The organism is Pseudoalteromonas sp. 20-92, assembly GCF_030847595.1.
GTDB classification, from domain to species: domain Bacteria; phylum Pseudomonadota; class Gammaproteobacteria; order Enterobacterales; family Alteromonadaceae; genus Pseudoalteromonas; species Pseudoalteromonas fuliginea.
Genome location: NZ_JANJGQ010000010.1, coordinates 116022 through 132761, shown reverse-complemented (window position 1 = coordinate 132761; position 16740 = coordinate 116022). Strand labels below are relative to the sequence as shown.

Annotated in this window: 11 protein-coding genes; 3 read left to right on the top strand and 8 right to left on the bottom strand. The window is 40.1% G+C overall.

The annotated features are described in order from the left end of the window. Positions 1-85: 85 nt before the first annotated feature. Positions 86-550 carry a nuclear transport factor 2 family protein gene (locus NRL14_RS11140; RefSeq protein ID WP_306724679.1) on the bottom strand — a complete coding sequence of 155 codons (465 nt, stop codon included), beginning with the start codon at positions 548-550 and terminating at the stop codon, positions 86-88. A gap of 128 nt (positions 551-678) precedes the next feature. Between NRL14_RS11140 and NRL14_RS11135 the strand changes: the two genes are divergently transcribed. After that, positions 679-1833, top strand: coding sequence for an IS110 family transposase (locus NRL14_RS11135; RefSeq protein WP_306724678.1), 1155 nt, complete (start codon positions 679-681; stop codon positions 1831-1833). A 429-nt stretch (positions 1834-2262) separates the two neighbouring features. Here NRL14_RS11135 and NRL14_RS11130 read toward each other — a convergent pair whose 3' ends face one another. Further along, complete coding sequence (locus tag NRL14_RS11130) at positions 2263-2844, bottom strand: NAD(P)H-dependent oxidoreductase (RefSeq protein ID WP_306724677.1); 582 nt, start codon at positions 2842-2844, stop codon at positions 2263-2265. Between the two features lie 546 nt (positions 2845-3390). Further along, complete coding sequence (locus NRL14_RS11125; RefSeq protein WP_306724676.1) at positions 3391-4758, bottom strand: hypothetical protein; 1368 nt, start codon at positions 4756-4758, stop codon at positions 3391-3393. A gap of 249 nt (positions 4759-5007) precedes the next feature. On the opposite strand from NRL14_RS11125, the gene NRL14_RS11120 reads away from it, so the two are divergent. After that, positions 5008-5976, top strand: coding sequence for an integron integrase (locus tag NRL14_RS11120; RefSeq protein ID WP_149605093.1), 969 nt, complete (start codon positions 5008-5010; stop codon positions 5974-5976). Between the two features lie 179 nt (positions 5977-6155). On the opposite strand, the gene NRL14_RS11115 is transcribed toward NRL14_RS11120, so the two are convergent. The 5 genes from NRL14_RS11115 to NRL14_RS11095 form a co-directional block, all read right to left on the bottom strand. Then, positions 6156-8411, bottom strand: a complete 2256-nt coding sequence (locus NRL14_RS11115; protein WP_007375505.1) for an acyl-CoA dehydrogenase — start codon at positions 8409-8411, stop codon at positions 6156-6158. Between the two features lie 490 nt (positions 8412-8901). Continuing rightward, entirely contained in the window at positions 8902-9930 is a 1029-nt protein-coding gene (locus tag NRL14_RS11110) for a zinc-binding dehydrogenase (RefSeq protein WP_008134310.1), read from the bottom strand. Between the two features lie 10 nt (positions 9931-9940). Next, positions 9941-11353, bottom strand: a complete 1413-nt coding sequence (locus NRL14_RS11105) for a TolC family protein (RefSeq protein ID WP_306724675.1) — start codon at positions 11351-11353, stop codon at positions 9941-9943. After that, complete coding sequence (locus NRL14_RS11100; protein WP_007375508.1) at positions 11346-14498, bottom strand: efflux RND transporter permease subunit; 3153 nt, start codon at positions 14496-14498, stop codon at positions 11346-11348. Before NRL14_RS11100 ends, NRL14_RS11105 begins: the two co-directional genes overlap by 8 nt. A 9-nt stretch (positions 14499-14507) precedes the next feature. Further along, positions 14508-15677 (bottom strand): efflux RND transporter periplasmic adaptor subunit, encoded by a 1170-nt coding sequence (locus tag NRL14_RS11095; protein ID WP_149615196.1) that lies wholly within the window; start codon positions 15675-15677, stop codon positions 14508-14510. Positions 15678-15796: 119 nt separating this feature from the next. Here NRL14_RS11095 and NRL14_RS11090 point away from each other — a divergent pair, with 119 nt between their 5' ends. Further along, on the top strand, positions 15797-16735 hold the full coding sequence (locus NRL14_RS11090; RefSeq protein WP_007375510.1) for a LysR family transcriptional regulator: 939 nt from the start codon (positions 15797-15799) through the stop codon (positions 16733-16735). The last annotated feature ends 5 nt before the right edge of the window (positions 16736-16740 follow it).

The following is a 16740-nucleotide window of genomic DNA, read 5'->3' as shown; positions in this document are numbered from 1 at the left end:
TAAGGGATCACCGCTGTTAAAATTTGCGGTGGAAAGTGAGCTTTAGCGCTTGCTGTCCACCTCAGGGCGTGTTGTTAGGCATACATTAACCGTGGTGCCTGCGGATGTGCTTTACTAAACCTGATTCGTTAAACTCTAATGAGACAATATTAGTTTTACTATATTCAATGGTTTTATCTAAATGTGCAGGTTTAACCTTACCCATTTCAGTCATTTTTATAAAAACAACATTAGCCCCAACCATAATTTCGTTTATCTCAATATTACTGTTTATAACTTTATCCTTTAGTTTACCAACCATATCTGAACGGAGTTTCGATTTATCAGTATACGTAAACTTGAATTTAACATGTTCATCAATGAAATTATCAGATAATAGCGATATATAATGGTCTATATCTTTAGTAGTTGTATTTGGCTGTTGGCGAGCATTTTTGGCTGAAACAAATGCCTTTGCTTTTTCGATTAATTGATCTGCCGTTAATTTATCATTTGCAAAACTTGAAAAAGATAAAATAAGGGATATAAATACTAAAGTTAATTTTTGCACTGAACTATCCTTGTATGCCTAGACATAATGACTCCCACACGGTGTTAGCCTCCGCTTTTCGTGGGTTAGCTTAATTCAAAGCCAGAGCCATAATTAGTTTGTTAATTAACTAAACAGCAGAGGCTAACATGAATAAACATAGCATACTTTTTATCGGTCTTGATACACATAAAGAATTCAATGAAGTCGCCTATATTGAAGAACATAGAGGTGCGAAACCCGTTCATCTTGGCCGAGTTTCGTCTTCCAAAGTGGCCGTTCAAAAGCTTGTTCGTCAGTTTGAATCCAAATACCCTGGCGCAACACTTCATTTTGTTTATGAAGCTGGCCCATGTGGTTATTGGATTTACAGATTAATTACCAGTCTCGGCCATTGCTGTTATGTGGTTGCACCCTCTCTTATTCCCAAAAAGCCAGGTGAGAAGATTAAAACCGATAAACGTGATGCCCTTAAGCTCGCTAAATTACTTAAATCTGAAGATTTAACACCTATTTATGTTCCCGAGCCTGAAGATGAAGCCGTACGTGATTTATCTCGCGCACGCGAAGTGGCAATGAAGGATTTAAAAGATGCTAAATATCAATTAAAGGCACTGCTGCTTCGCAATAATATTAATTACAGAGGCACTGCAAATTGGTCACAAAAACATTTACGTTGGCTCACTGAGCTTGTGTTGCCACATCCCGCGCAGCACATCGTCTTACAAGAGTTTTTACACACAATTAATGAACGAATAAGCCGACTTGAACGGCTAGACAATGAACTAACACACCATGTTCACCAGTGGCGTTATTATCCTGTAGTAAAAGCAATACAAGCTATGCGTGGCGTTCGTTTGTTGGTCGCCACCGGCGTTGTTGCTGAGCTTGGCGATTTATCGCGCTTCGACCACCCCCGCAAATTAATGAGTTATCTTGGTCTTGTACCTAGTGAGCACTCGAGTGGTGGCAAACGCCATATTGGCGCCATCACAAAATGCGGAAACGGCCGAGCGAGGCGCCTTCTTGTTGAAGGTGCACACACTTATCGATATGCAGCAAATATATCAACAGATATGCAAAAACGACAAGAAGGTTTACCAAAAGACATTATTGATATTGCATGGAAAGCACAGCTTAGGCTCTGCAAGCGCTATAAAAAAATGATAGCCAAAGGGAAGCACTACAACCTGGTTGTCACCGCAATAGCCCGAGAAATGATTGCGTACATTTGGGCCATTGCAAAAGAAGTGGTACTTACGCCAGTGAACGCAAAACTTAGATTGGCAAGAGTACCCGCATGATAAACGAATTAGAGTTAATGCATGGGATCAAGCATCGGGAGTGGCACAACCACCGACGGCGTTAGGATGGCAATGTAGCTAACGCTTCATTGAACCACGAACATAGACTGAAGACAGGTGCCACGACGAAATAAGTAAGGTCTGCTCTGTTACTAGAAATAGTAATAACCAACGAATATCAGCAAGATAACCGACGACATTACTTGCTTCATCCTATGTATTAACTCGCTCTAATTCGAGCTAAAGTAATTATGGCTTAAAAAGTTAAGCAAGGATCAGTGCGTTTAACTTGACAGTGGGAGTCATACCAACGCCCTAATAACTGGCGTGTAGGTTGGTGTTGTTTTTGCTGCTTTTGTTTTTAGCAAAAACAGCGACAGCCGTAATACGTCCAGTTGATTAGCTTGTTAGAATTTATATTTAGCAGAATTAAAAGCAAGCTCTCATCTTATCTACAAAGCGTGCGACTCTTGATTTTGATGCATTTTCGCTTTTATAGAAAGACAACATTTTGAATTTACACTTCTTAGCACAAGCCCCTAATAAAGCTATTCTAATTATTCTATTTACAGGCTTCCAAAGTACAAAAATATCAACCCACCATGGTGCCCCCAAAGTTGTTATTACTTTAACTTCCTTTAGATTACTTAAACACGGTGTAATTGCACCAAGGTCTGATGCATGATTGTATGCATGCCCAGGAGCCCAGACTCGATCAAACCACCCTTTCAAAATTGCAGGAAAGCCAAACCACCACGTAGGAAAGATTAGTACCAAAGATTCAGTGTTTTTTAGTTGTGCAATTTCTTCATTCAACTCATTAACATCAAACTCATTTTCATAGTAACTTTTCCTTTCCTGTTTACTTAAAACAGGATCAAATCCATCTTGATACAAGTCCTTTATTTCAACATTATATCCTTTGGACATTAGATGCGAAATTGTTTCCTCAGAGAGGTAACGACAAAGACTATTATCAAGTGGGTGTGCTAATACTACTAAACAATTCACTAATATCTCCTTAATTCTAACGCCAGCTTAAGCGGACTAAAATAGTTGGCTAAAATGTGGAGCGAAGCGAAACTAAGCCAACTGTTTTAGTTCCGTTTAAAGCCCTTGTTAGTTGCCGCTTGGACAACACTACATTTTTCATTAACTTTCTGATTATTGGTTACTTTACTCTGTTCATAGATCAAAAAACAGAGCTCATTTCTAAAACAGTGACACATTCAAAGCTACATTATTAAAAACTGAAAACCAGAATGACGCCATTATCAAAAGCAAGAATTAATCGAACGTAGCAACCTGTTGGCTTAACGCGCGCAGACGAGTATTGGCGGAATGAGCGAATGTTTTACAAACTCACAGCGCGCCAGTTTCCGAACACAAAATCACTTTAATTCTAATCAACAACTTTCAAGCAGAAACTAAATACATGCCAAATTAAAAGGCGAACTAACGCCGTTTTAAGCGGCAAATTGCAGTTGGCTAAAATAAGTGAGGTACGAACAAAAAGCCAACTGTAATTTGTCCGACTTGAAAACCCTTGTTAGGCTTTTATTTCGTCAATTTTAAATTCATGGTTGTAGACGAATACGGGTGAAACTCAGGTAGTGAGCTTACTATTTGCCCATCATCAAAGTGATGATGGGCAATTGAAGGAAAAAGCTCTTCAGGTACTGGAAATTTGGCATTAGGATTGTGAAACATTGATAATCCTTCCGCCCATGTCTCTTTTGATTTAGTTGTCACTTGATACTTAAATGTTTTTGGTAGGGAAGCATTAGGATCATGGTCATGATGCGTACCAAAACGGTGCATTATAATATTATCACCACCAAATCCTGCTTGCTTCCCAATACGGTTAAATTTCGAAATTGTGCCACTCGCAGAAAATATAATCGCACTCACATTTTCAACATCTGGTTGAAAGAAATAACCAGAAGGTATCTCTTTACCGTTAAGCTCATGTTTATCAATCTTTAGAGCTGAAATTATTAATTTCCCATCTTCATCACGATGAAACTCATGTTTAACACCATAAAGGTAATTAATTAAGGCATTAGAACTCCACTGCATTGATTGATCATCATGAAAATCCGCTATTGCAAAAACAAGTGGATTACCTTTAACCTGATCAAGGTTCCAATATTCCTTTTTTAATTTGGTATATAATGGGCTACCAAATTTTATTGGCATCTCGTTTTCATGTTTTTCTTTAATATCAGATGGATGTAAATATTTAGGCTCGACTTTAAAAGCAGAAACAGGATTGTCAGGTTTTCTACCCACTATAACGGCTTCAATTGCTACTTTTTTTCCGTACTTTTCAACAATGAAATCTGGCGCATTATATTCTCTATTGAAAAATAACTCTTCTTCATTTAGGTAAGTATTTAGGTAAAGCTCCCACAACCTTGCGTCAAATCCTGTGCTTTGAAATTGCTCAACAAAGTTACCATCAATATCAACAAAATGAGACATTAGCTCATTAATAACCGTTTTTGCAGGTACAAAAGATTCTTCTTGCGATAGTTTTGAGAAATATAAATGTTGTTTATGTACTGGAACAATAGGAGTGAATAAATCTACTTTTTTCTGATTGTCGCCTTGAGGAAATTCTTTTTTATCTTTACCTACGTGCCACTTGATCCCACCTTTTACCCAAGTAACTGCCTGCTCTTGTGTTTCGATAGATGCTTCAACATCGAAGGCTCTAAATCTATTTCCTTCATCTCTTCCGAATAACACACCAACAAAGTCATTATCTATTGTATCTTTTAGTACAAGTCCTAAAACAATTTCATTGTCATCCGTATAATATGCTAATTCTTCACTCATATATGCGGCAGCAGGGCTTCTAGATTGAGCGGCAAGTGCATTAAATCTTTTAGGGTCTAAATCTAAAACTTTTATTTCATCCATAATTACACCAAATCTCCAAGAAAGCCTAACAATTTTATAGTGCGCTCATCGCGTATATATCTGCCAATGTCACGCTCATGTATTCAATAATTCTTTTTTACCAAATAACTTAACACATTGCTATATATAATTTTTTATTAGCATTCAAACTCTCAATAAAAGAGAAAATGCGCTCGTCGCTCATTTTCTTGAATATGGGAGCAGCACAACTATACTGTATATAAAAACAGCGTTATTATTGGTGGTAATATGAAAACACGTTCTCCATTTTTAAATTATATAGCCGATTATATGTTGGTACGTCAGTATTCATTACGCACCGTAGATACCTACCTAAGATGGATTGCATCTTATATCCATTTTCATAATAAACGCCATCCCGCCTCAATGGGGGACAATGAAGTCGAACGCTACTTAGAACATTTAGTGTTAAAGCAAAACGTTGCACCACGTACGCAAGCCACCGCACTCAATTCATTGTCATTTTTATACAAGCACATAATAAAAAAAGAACTCTCATTAAATTTAAATTTTGCTCGTAGTAAAAAACAAGCAAAGCTCCCTGTCGTGATGACCCCAGAGGAAGTTAAAATGTTGATGGCTCATTTAAATAAGCGCTATTATTTAATTGCAGCCCTTATGTATGGAAGTGGCTTAAGAGTAATGGAAGCGGTGCAATTAAGAGTAAAAGATATTGATTTTGATTATAAATGCATTCAAGTATGGAATGGAAAAGGTAATAAACACCGCATTGTTACGCTGGCCACAGAGCTAATTCCTATGCTGAGAAATCAAATTTTGAACGTTGATGACTATTTAAAACTGGATTTAAATAATACGGAATATTCTGGCGTATGGATGCCATATGCTTTAACAAAAAAATATCCAAGTGCCGCAAAATCGCTTGCGTGGCAATATTTATTTCCTTCTCATATATTAAGTTCAGATCCTCAAAGTGGTGAAATAAGGCGACATCATTTTCATCACTCTTGTATTAGAAAAGAGGTTAAAAAAGCCGTCCAAAAATCAGGGTTAACAAAAATAATAACACCTCATACATTAAGACACTCTTTTGCTACTCATCTACTGCAAAATGGCGCCGATATAAGAACTGTTCAAGCTCAGCTTGGCCATTCTGATGTTAAAACTACACAAATTTATACCCATGTACTACAACAAGGTGCTAACGGGGTTATCAGCCCTTTTTCAAGATTATAAGCGTCTCTTTTTAGTCCTCTACACATACATACTCGCTTACAAATCAATACCGCTATCTATTTCCATTTTAAAAACATAAAAAAACCCCGCTTGTTTTTACACAAGCGGGGCTCCACACTAATACTTTTCAAGAATAAAAGCGCCGATACTGCGGGCGCTTTGCATCATTGAATTTAATTTTACTGATTAACTACGCTTTTAAGCGGGTTAATCGGCTGTGCGTTATCGTCTAGTATGTTCATATCAAAATCGAACTCATCTACACGAATCGCTTTTTCACGTTTGATGTTGTAATCAATTAACTGAACGTGTTCAGCTTGGGTAATTACGTTCGCCGCTAGTGCATTATCAAGCGTAATGTTAAAACGTGCACCTGGTTTAATTACTTTAGCACGTAGTGCTTTTTTAACTTTAGCCAGCTCGCCAAGTGATGCCATTTTAGCTTTGTAAGCTTGCTCATTAATATGATGACCATCGCCCTCAACTGGCTTAACTAAATGCGTAATTTGCGCTTTAAATGCGGTATCTAGCTGAGCTTGCTTAGCTAGTTCGCGGATTAAATCATCGCTAATTTTTGGCATTTTAGTTGAGTAGTTCATTGTAATGAAACGAATAAACTTACGTGTACCACTTGCAGGGAAGTTATCTAAAAACTTATGCAATGCTTCTTCAGCACTTTGTAGTGCAAAACGCGTCGCGTAATGGAAATACGGCGCTGCTTGCTCACGGTCACTACTTGATACTTTTTGCTCGTAATATTTAATTGATGCCATAGCTGCATATAAGAAGCTCATTACATCGCCTAAACGTGCCGATAGCATTTCTGCTTGTTTTAACTTACCGCCAAGTACAAGTAACGAAAAGTCTGCGTACACTGCAAGTTTTGCAGATAGTTTATGTACTGCTTTTTCGTAGTCGCGTACTTCTGGCAATTCAGAGTTAGCACTTGCTGTAAATGGTAAAACACCAAGGCGGAAAGCACGTAAGCTGTTTGCTGTGCTGTAGCCAATTGTTTTACGTAAAATACCGTTAAATTCTTTATCTGCGCCTTTGTCTTCGCTGTGAATTGACTCAACCATAGATTGTAAATATGGGTGACAACGCATAACACCTTGACCAAAAATCATTAGGTTACGAGTAAGAATGTTCGCGCCTTCTACCGTAATGGCAATCGGCTGAGCAACATAACCACTTGCTAAGGTATTTTGTGGACCGTTTTGAATCGCTTTTCCTGCTTGAATATCCATTGCTGAATCAAGTACGTCGCGACCAAGCTCTGTCATGTGGTATTTAGCGATTGCGGTTACTACTGATGGCTTTAAGCCCATGCCTAAGCCTTCAGTTGTAAGTACGCGCATTGCTTCTTGTAGGTATGTTTTACCTGCAATGTCAGCTAGTTTTTCTTGAATACCTTCAAACTGGCCAATGGCTAAACCAAACTGTTCACGCACTGCTGCGTATTCAGACGCTGATTTAAATGCAACTTGTGCTGTACTAACACCTAGCGCAGGTAATGAAATACCACGGCCGGCACCTAAACAGCTAACCAGCATTTGCCAACCACGGCCGATGTTTTTTTGCCCGCCAATAACAAAGTCCATTGGTACAAATACTTTGTTACCACGTGTAGTACCGTTGTAAAAACGAATACCCATAGGGTCGTGGCGATTACCAAGCTCAACACCTGGGTGCTCTTTTGGAATAAGTGCACAGGTAATACCTAAGTTTTCTTTACCACCTAATAAACCATCTGGGTCAACTACTTTAAATGCTAAACCAAGTACGGTAGCAATAGGTGCAAGTGTAATGTAGCGCTTGTCCCAAGTAATTTCTAAACCAAGCACTTCTTCGCCGTTGTACATACCTTTAGTTACTTTACCAACATCAGGAATACCGCCTGCATCAGAACCCGCTTCTGGGCTTGTTAATGCAAAACATGGAATATCTGTACCATTTGCTAGGCGTGGTAGGTAATGTGCTTGCTGTTCTTGCGTACCAAAGTGAAGTAGTAACTCACCTGGGCCTAACGAGTTTGGAACCATGACGGTTACCGCAACTGCTGAACTTTTAGTCGCAATTGTGCCAACAATAGTAGAGTTTGCATAAGGGCTAAACTCTAAACCACCAAACGACTTAGGAATGATAAGCGAGAAAAAACGCTCTTTTTTCAAAAATTCTAAGATGTCATTTGGTAAATGAATGCCGTTTTGAATCACTGAATCGTCAATCATGCCCAGTAGTTCTTTTACTGGACCGTCTAAGAATGCTTGCTCGTCTGCGCTTAATGTAGCAGCAGGTACGTCGCGCAATGCGCTGAAATCAGGTTTACCTTGGTAGATAGACCCTTCAAGCCATACATCACCCGCGTCTAGCGCTTCTTGTTCTGTGATAGAAATACTTGGTAATACTTTTTTTAGTTTTGTACGTAAACTCATGATTGAACTCATCCGACCAGCTAAATAATACCTACATTACGTCATAAAAAATCGTTTAGATCAATTACTCTATTCAATTAATTAACAGTTTTTTCAATTTATTTTCTTTACCTGAACGTAAACTGTTGAAACACAAAGGCTTACAGTTGTACGCTGAAAAAAAGTATTTTGACTAAAATGATGAATAAAACAGCTAATAAACCTGAACTCTGGATAATAAATCTATCTCTAGCAGCTATTTTCAGCGCTAACTGCGTTGAATTTACTTGCAATAGGCCAGCTATTGACGCGTAAATTCGCCTTGTTTTCATTGAAAATCTCTGGCTAGAGAAAATAAATTTAAATATCACCATGATTCAATATGTTAGTAAATCTCTTAACCAGAGTTCAGGTTAATAAATAAAAATACGATTTGGTGGGATGCAAAATACATAAAATAGGCATAAAAAAACGCAGCATAAAATGCTGCGTTTTTTAAAGTGACGTATGCTTATGGTGCTACATGAACAACTTGTTTACCCGTAAAACCACCCGCTAATTGCTTATTAAGCGCATCAGACACAGCCTGTGCATTAAACTCAACTGCGGTGAGTGCAGGCGTTTTAATATCGCCATTACACGCGCCTTCTAGCAATAAGTTACCCATAAAGCTTAAACGCTGTTGTGCACATAAACTATTAGCAAGCCATGCACCACCAAGCGATACCACGCTAATATTGGGCGCTCTGCGATACATTAGGTCCTGATCAAAGCATGGCAATGGATTTAGGCATGCAATTTTGCCGCAAAAACGCATTAACTCAATATTACGAGCTGTTGACTCACCACCAATTGTATCTATAACGGCATCAAAACCTTGTGGGCCGAGCTCTCTGCGAATTTTGTCACACAACTTTTTATCGTTGTAATCAAAAACCACCTCAGCACCTAACTGCTTAACCAGTTTATGGTTTCGCTTTGATGCAGTTGCAAAAACGTTTGCCCCCCGCTGCTTAGCATACTGAATAGCAAACTGCCCTACGGCCCCCGCACCACCTTCGATAAGTACAGTGTCGCCTTCGTTAATACTTAATTTGTCTATGCTTATAAGTGCAGCCATACCGGCACAAGGCAAAATAGCGGCCACCGCAGGGCTTAACCCTGCTGGTAATACCGATACTGCGTAGTTAGGTACTTTTGTGTATTCACTCAATACACCTTGACCACCCACACTGGCATGCCACATGACCCGCTCACCCACGCTAGGAAAAACGCCTTTATTTGCTTTTACCACCACTCCCACGGCGTCAAGACCTAAAACATGGGGGTATTGCCAATTACAAAAACCCGATTTGGCAAATTGCCCATCAACAGGATTTAAGCCAACGTATTCAACTTTAATAAGCAATTCGTTGTCTGCACACTCTGGGACAGGCAATTGAACGTCAGCCAAGCTAATTTCTTCGTTTGGCTCTGGTAATACAATGGCGCGCATAGTGTGCGGTATAGTGTATTCATGTGTAACATCAGTATTAGGCATCAATATAACTCTACTTCTTAGTGTTGCTTAAAGCATAACTCCATCGCCCGTTAAATGACTGATAAGCATTAACTTTAGCGAGTAGCGATGAAATTTTTGAATCGACAGCGTTCTCTTGCGCTATTAAAACATCCTGACGCGCATCTAACAACTCAAGATAAGGAATTTGCCCTTCTTCGTACATTGCCTGTGCTTGTAAAAATGCTTTATTAGCAAAGTCATAACGCTCATCGGCAAAGCGTTTTTGCTGTGCTTGATTGACCAACAATTGCAGTGAAAGTTCACTTTCACTTAGTGCACTTAACACCACTTGTTGATAATCGCTGTAAGCGGCCTCACTTAAAAACTGCTGCGCGTCACGCTGCGCTAAAAGCGCAGGATAACTTAAAATAGACCACTGTAACTGCGGCGCTACTTGCCACTGTTGTTGTGTATCACTAAAGCCATTACTACCTAAACTAAGTACTCCAGCAAAACCACTTAAACTTATATCTGGCAATAACGCTTTGCTTGCGGCAACACTTAAACTGTTAGCTTGGCTAAAGTTATAAAGCGCACGGCTAATATCGGGTCTTAGTGCAATTGCGTTATTTGGCTCATTAAGAGACACCTTAAGCTCATGCTCTAAAATAGCTTGTTCATTACTTAATTCAACGTTTTGCGTTAAACGCCCAGTAAGCACGGCAAGCGTAGATAAATCGCGATATTTTGCATATTCAAAAGCAGGAACAAGTGCTTGCTGCTGTCTAAGCTGCGCCATAGTACGATTTAAATCAAGTTCGCTTGCAACACCTTCATCAACACGTGCTTGTAGCACCTCTATACTTTGTTCAAGCGCTTCTATTTGCAGCGCTACAATGTGTTGTTTTTCAACATTACCCTGATAGCTTACAAACCCTTTAACAACAGACGAGACTACTTCAATCTGAAGTAAACGTACTTGCTCTGCTTGGCTCATAGCCGATGCATTTGCCGCATCAACCAATGCTGTAATGCGCCCAAACAAATCAAGTTGCCAGTCGAGTGCTAAATTAGCACTTGATTGGCGGCTATTTACATCGCCTAGGCCACTGCGCTGAGCACTAATTTCAGCGCCACCTTGCGGCAGGTATTGTGCTTTTTGCTCACCTAATCGTGCGAGCGCACTTTTAAGCGTTAATTGGCTAGTTTTTAAATCGTAGTTATTTGCAAGTGCCTGAGTTACCAGTTGATTCAATTGAGTTGATTCAAGCCCTTTCCACCAGCTTGTTTCGTCAGCGCCAGTAAGCTGCTCAGCAACGGCTGCTTTTGCAACAAACTCATTAATTGCGTTTTGCTCACTGAGCGTATCTATTTTGCTCGCACAGCCTGATAAAAACGCAGCCACCAATACAGTACTTATTGTTAAGCGTGTTTTTAGCGTTTTATTTGCTAACTTATTCATGTGGTAACTCCTGCGCTTTTTCTTTTTTATTTACTACAAGCATATAAAATACCGGTGTAAACAATAAGCCAAACACGGTTACACCAATCATGCCTGAGAACACGGCATTACCCATTGCATGGCGCATTTCGGCTCCTGCGCCGGTTGCCAATACAAGCGGTATAACACCAGCTGTAAACGCAATTGAGGTCATTAATATTGGGCGCAGGCGCATACGACACGCCGCTAATATGGCATCAAAATGTGATAATCCAGTCTCATTTTGATCTTTCGCAAATTCAATCATAAGAATCGCATTTTTGGATGCCAAGGCAACTAATACGATTAATGCTATTTGCGTAAATATATTGTTGTCTGAACCTACAAACCACACACCAAGTAGCGCTGAAAATATGGTCATTGGCACGATTAAAATAATAGCCAATGGTAAACGCAAGCTTTCATACTGAGCAGCAAGTACCATAAATACCAGTAGCACTACCAGTGGGAATACATACACCATGGTATTACCCGCAAGTACTTGTTGGTAAGTAACCTCAGTCCACTCGTATTCAATACCACTTGGCAAGTTATCAGCAAGGATTGCTTCAATCGCCAGCTGTGCTTGATCTGAGCTGTAACCCGGCGCTGGGCTGCCGTTAAGTTCTGCACTTGGGTAGCCGTTGTAATGCATTACACGGTCAGGACCAATTGTTGGTGTAACCGTTAATACTGAACCTAATGGCACCATGTTACCCGCGCGGTTTCTTACTTTTAAATTAAGGATTTGGTCAGGGTCTAAACGGTAATCAGCATCTGCTTGCGCATTTACCTGGTACGTACGACCAAACAAGTTAAAGTCATTTACATACACCGAACCTAAGTAAATTTGTAATGCATTAAATACTTCATCAAGTGGAATACCCTGAATTAGTGCTTGTTCGCGGTCTACATCTATATCCATTTGTGGTACTTGAATACGAAAACTTGAGTAAAGCCCCATTAACGCAGGATCTTGCTGTGCTTTACCAATAACCGTTTGCAGGCTATTAAATAACGCTTCGAATCCTTTGTTTGATCGGTCTTCAATTTGCAACTTAAAGCCACCTGTTGTGCCTAAACCTTGAATTGGCGGTGGCGGGAATACCGCGACAAATGCTTCATCAATTGCGGCAAACCGTTGGTTTAGCTGCGCGGCAATTGCCATTGCAGATTTACTTGGATCGGCGCGGTCTTCAAACGCATCTAAAGGTGTAAAAACAATACCGCTGTTAGGGCTATTGGTAAAACCATTTACCGACAAACCAGGAAAAGCAACCGTATGCGCAACACCCGGAACATCTAAGGCAATTTGCTGCATTTGTCTTAATACATCTTCAGTGCGGTCAAGGCTTGCTGCGTCTGGTAACTGAGCAATCGCCACTAAGTATTGCTTATCTTGTTGTGGAATAAAGCCACCAGGTACGGTATCAAACAGTTTAATTGTACCGCCAACCAGTGCAACATAGGCCACCATAGCAATTAGGCTTAGACGAATTAGCTTTTTAACCAATTTTTCGTAGCCCTTTGCGCCACGGTCAAATATGCGGTTGAATGGTTTAAATAACCAACGACCAAATAATTTATTTAGTAAACGTGTAAATGCATCTGGTTTTGCATCGTGCGATTTTAATAACAGCGCTGCTAATGCAGGTGAAAGTGTTAATGAATTAAACGCTGAGATAATAGTCGAAATTGTAATTGTAAGTGCAAATTGCTTATAAAACTGACCAGACAAACCTGTAATAAAGGCGGTTGGAATAAATACTGCACTTAATACCAATGCAATAGCAATAATAGGGCCGGTTACTTCGTTCATAGCAACGCGGGTGGCTTCAAGTGGTGATAAACCTTGCTCAATATTACGTTCAACGTTTTCTACAACTACAATCGCATCATCTACAACAATACCGATGGCAAGTACTAAGCCAAATAACGATAAGGTATTAATCGACACACCCAACCACTGCATAACAGCAAACGTACCAATAAGTGAAATAGGCACAGCAATAAGCGGGATAATAGACGCACGCCATGTTTGTAAAAATACAATAACTACAATTACAACCAGTACAATGGCTTCAAGTAACGTTGCAATTACTGCGTCAATCGAGCCGCGTACAAATACAGTAGGATCGTAAACAATGTCGTATTTAACCCCTTCAGGAAAATCTTTTGATAAACGCGCCATGGTTTCGCGCACTTGATCCGAAAGCTCAATAGCATTAGAACCTGGGCGCTGAAATATAGGCATTGCAAGCGCTGGTTGAGTGTCTAACTCTGCGCGCAGTGAGTAAGTATCTTGCCCTAATTCAACACGTGCAATATCAGATAAGCGTGTTAACTGACCTTCATCGCCTACTTTAATAATTACTTGTTCAAACTCTTCAATACTATTTAAACGCCCTTTCACATTTAATAGTATTTGGAATTGGCTGTCGTTTGATACCGGCTGAGCACCTAAGCTACCTGCGGCCACTTGTTGGTTTTGCGAACGAAGCGCAGTTACAACATCGGTTGCTGTTAGCTCACGTGCTGCTAATGCATCTGGGTTTAACCATACCCGCATTGAGTATTTGCCCGCACCAAATAAGCGAATGTCGCCTACACCAGGTAGTCGTGCAATTTCGTCTTTAACATACAAATCGGCATAGTTAGATAAATACGCGGTATCGTGTGTTTTTTCTGGCGAATATAAATGCACCACCATGGTTAGATCCGGTGATGACTTTTCGGCCACCACGCCTAAACGTTGTACTTCTTCTGGCAAACGCGGCAATGCACTGTTTACACGGTTTTGTACTTGTACTTGAGCACGGTCTAAATCGGTACCCAATGCAAATGTTACCGTTAGGGTCATACGCCCATCGCTGGTTGCTTGTGAAAACATGTACAACATGTTTTCAGTGCCGTTTATTTCTTGCTCCAGTGGTGTTGCCACTGTTTGAGCAATAACCGTTGGGTTAGCACCGGGGTAACTTGCTGTTACAACTACTGTTGGTGGAACAACTTCTGGATATTCACTGACCGGTAGCTGAAATAAAGAAATGCCACCTGCAATTAAAATAACTAAAGACAACATAGCCGCAAATATCGGCCGTTGAATAAAAAAGTGTGAAAATTTCATCAATAAACCTTATTGCTTAGCCACTAAGCGTGATTCGTCATTAGAGAGTGTGAATGCAACATCACTGCTGTCTATTGTCACTGTGTTTGGTGCAATTGGCATACCTGGGCCTACGCGAGCAGGACCATTTACGGCAATCACATCACCTTCAGACAAACCCGATGTTACTGCGCGAAGCGAACCATAACGCTCACCCACAGTGACTAATTTGTACTGCAATACGTTGTTTTCGCCAACGGTTAATACAAAGCGATTTTTTAAATCAGTGCCGATTGCTCTGTCTGGCACAATAATTTGTTCACTAATTGAATTAGCCGCTAATTTAATACGCGCAAATGACCCTGAACGAAGTTGGTTATTATCTTCGTCAAATACAGCGCGCACACGCAAAGTACCCGTAGAGGCATTAATTTGGTTATCAATAAAGTTGATATACCCTTTGTATGCAAAGTCGTGTTGCCCTACTTTTTGCATAACAACAGGCTGGCGGCTAGCGGCTGTTACATTACTAAAAGCACTATTCCAAGTGCGTTCATCAATATCAAAGTATGCATACATTTTTTCATTAGAAACAATGCTTGTTAATACACTTTGACCCGCAATAATATTATTGCCTTTAGTAATGTTTGCACGCGAAATAACACCATCAATTGGCGATACAATTGAAGTGAATTCTAAATCTAGTTCGGCTGATGTAAGCTGTGCTTGCAAAGCAGCAAGCTGTGCTTCACGTTGGCGTAAAACAGATGTACGAGATTCAGCCTGCTCAGTAGAGATTGCTTTACGCTGTGTTAAACGTACCGCGCGTTTAGCTTCACTTTTTGCTTGCTCTAATGCAGCTTGTGCACTGTTAATTTGTGCTTCAAGGCTGGCTACCACAGCCGCAAATGGGCGGTCGTCTAACTTAAATAATAGGTCGCCCTTTTTAACATTGTCGCCTTCATTAAATGCAATGTGATCAATAACACCTGACACGCGTGGCATTAATGCCACTTCTTGAGGAGACTCTAAACGCGTTGTATAGGTGTGCCAACTCTGTACTGGTTTAACAAGTACCGTTGCAACATCAATTGGTTGAAGATGTTGCGCCTGAGCTGAAGATGGTGTGCTTTCGTCAGCACAACCCGCTAGTGTTAATAATGCGCCAGCGAGTGCAGCAGCAATTAAATGTTTTTTCATGAAGACGCTCCTTTTATAATTAGTGTTGCATAGTACGTATTAAACTTGCGGACAAAAAGCATAGATTTTTAAATTCATTAGTGCCAAAATGGCATCAATAAATTAATTAGGATGTAATAATGGATACGACAAGTCGGCTTTTGATGTTGCTTGAGGTGGTAGAACAAGGCTCTTTTGCCAAAGCGGCTGAAATTCGTAACATTGACCGTTCTGTTATTTCTAAGCAAATTAGTCGCTTAGAAGACGAACTCGGCGTTAGGCTACTTAATCGCACGACTCGCTCATTTTCACTCACTGCTGCAGGCGCAGAAATGATAAAAAAAGCCGCTGAGCTAAGAGAGCTGCTTGGTGAAACAGTGCGCATGGCTGAAAACTACCATTTAGAGCCCCGAGGCGTATTAAAAATCACATCATCAACCTTGATCGGACGCCGTTACTTGCAACCGGTACTGAATAATTTTCAAAAACGCTTTCCTCAGGTTGAGGTAGAACTTCGTTTAGATGATAGGCTCGTTGATATTGTGTCCGAAGGCTTTGATTTAGCATTTAGAGTTGGCGAGCCAAAAGATTCATCGCTTATTGCTCGTAAAATTGCGCGTAACCGACTATTGATTGTCGCAGCACCTGAGTTTATAGAGACTTATGGGATGCCTAAAACAATGGAAGATTTAGCAGATTTGCCCGCAGCAAGCTATGCTAGCAATTCTATAAGGGTTGAAGGAGTCGATTACTACAATAGTAAAGGTGAGCCTTGTGAGCAAAAAATAAAGAGCGTATATCGTGCAAACGATGCGGAAGTACTCCTAATGAAAGCAATTTCAGGCACGGCCTATTTTGTAGCACCCGCATTTATAATTGGCAATGAAATCACCGAAGGTAAATTAATTCCGCTCTTAACGGATATAAAATTGATGGAATACAGTGCTATGTATGCTGTGTACCCACATCGTGACTTACCTGTGCGAACGCGATTGTTTTTTGATGCGGTCCGAGAGTACTTAGGAAAAGATAAACCAATTTGGGAAAATGGCATTCCTAACTTTGAACAAATGTATTAAACCAA

What these genes read in the sequence shown, in the direction of transcription:
- NRL14_RS11095 (WP_149615196.1), bottom strand. Translation starts at nt 15,677, where the DNA reads ATGAAAAAACATTTAATTGCTGCTGCACTCGCTGGCGCATTATTAACA.
- NRL14_RS11120 (WP_149605093.1), top strand. Translation starts at nt 5,008, where the DNA reads ATGAAAACACGTTCTCCATTTTTAAATTATATAGCCGATTATATGTTG.
- NRL14_RS11100 (WP_007375508.1), bottom strand. Translation starts at nt 14,498, where the DNA reads ATGAAATTTTCACACTTTTTTATTCAACGGCCGATATTTGCGGCTATG.
- NRL14_RS11115 (WP_007375505.1), bottom strand. Translation starts at nt 8,411, where the DNA reads ATGAGTTTACGTACAAAACTAAAAAAAGTATTACCAAGTATTTCTATC.
- NRL14_RS11105 (WP_306724675.1), bottom strand. Translation starts at nt 11,353, where the DNA reads ATGAATAAGTTAGCAAATAAAACGCTAAAAACACGCTTAACAATAAGT.
- NRL14_RS11110 (WP_008134310.1), bottom strand. Translation starts at nt 9,930, where the DNA reads ATGCCTAATACTGATGTTACACATGAATACACTATACCGCACACTATG.
- NRL14_RS11090 (WP_007375510.1), top strand. Translation starts at nt 15,797, where the DNA reads ATGGATACGACAAGTCGGCTTTTGATGTTGCTTGAGGTGGTAGAACAA.
- NRL14_RS11135 (WP_306724678.1), top strand. Translation starts at nt 679, where the DNA reads ATGAATAAACATAGCATACTTTTTATCGGTCTTGATACACATAAAGAA.
- NRL14_RS11125 (WP_306724676.1), bottom strand. Translation starts at nt 4,758, where the DNA reads ATGGATGAAATAAAAGTTTTAGATTTAGACCCTAAAAGATTTAATGCA.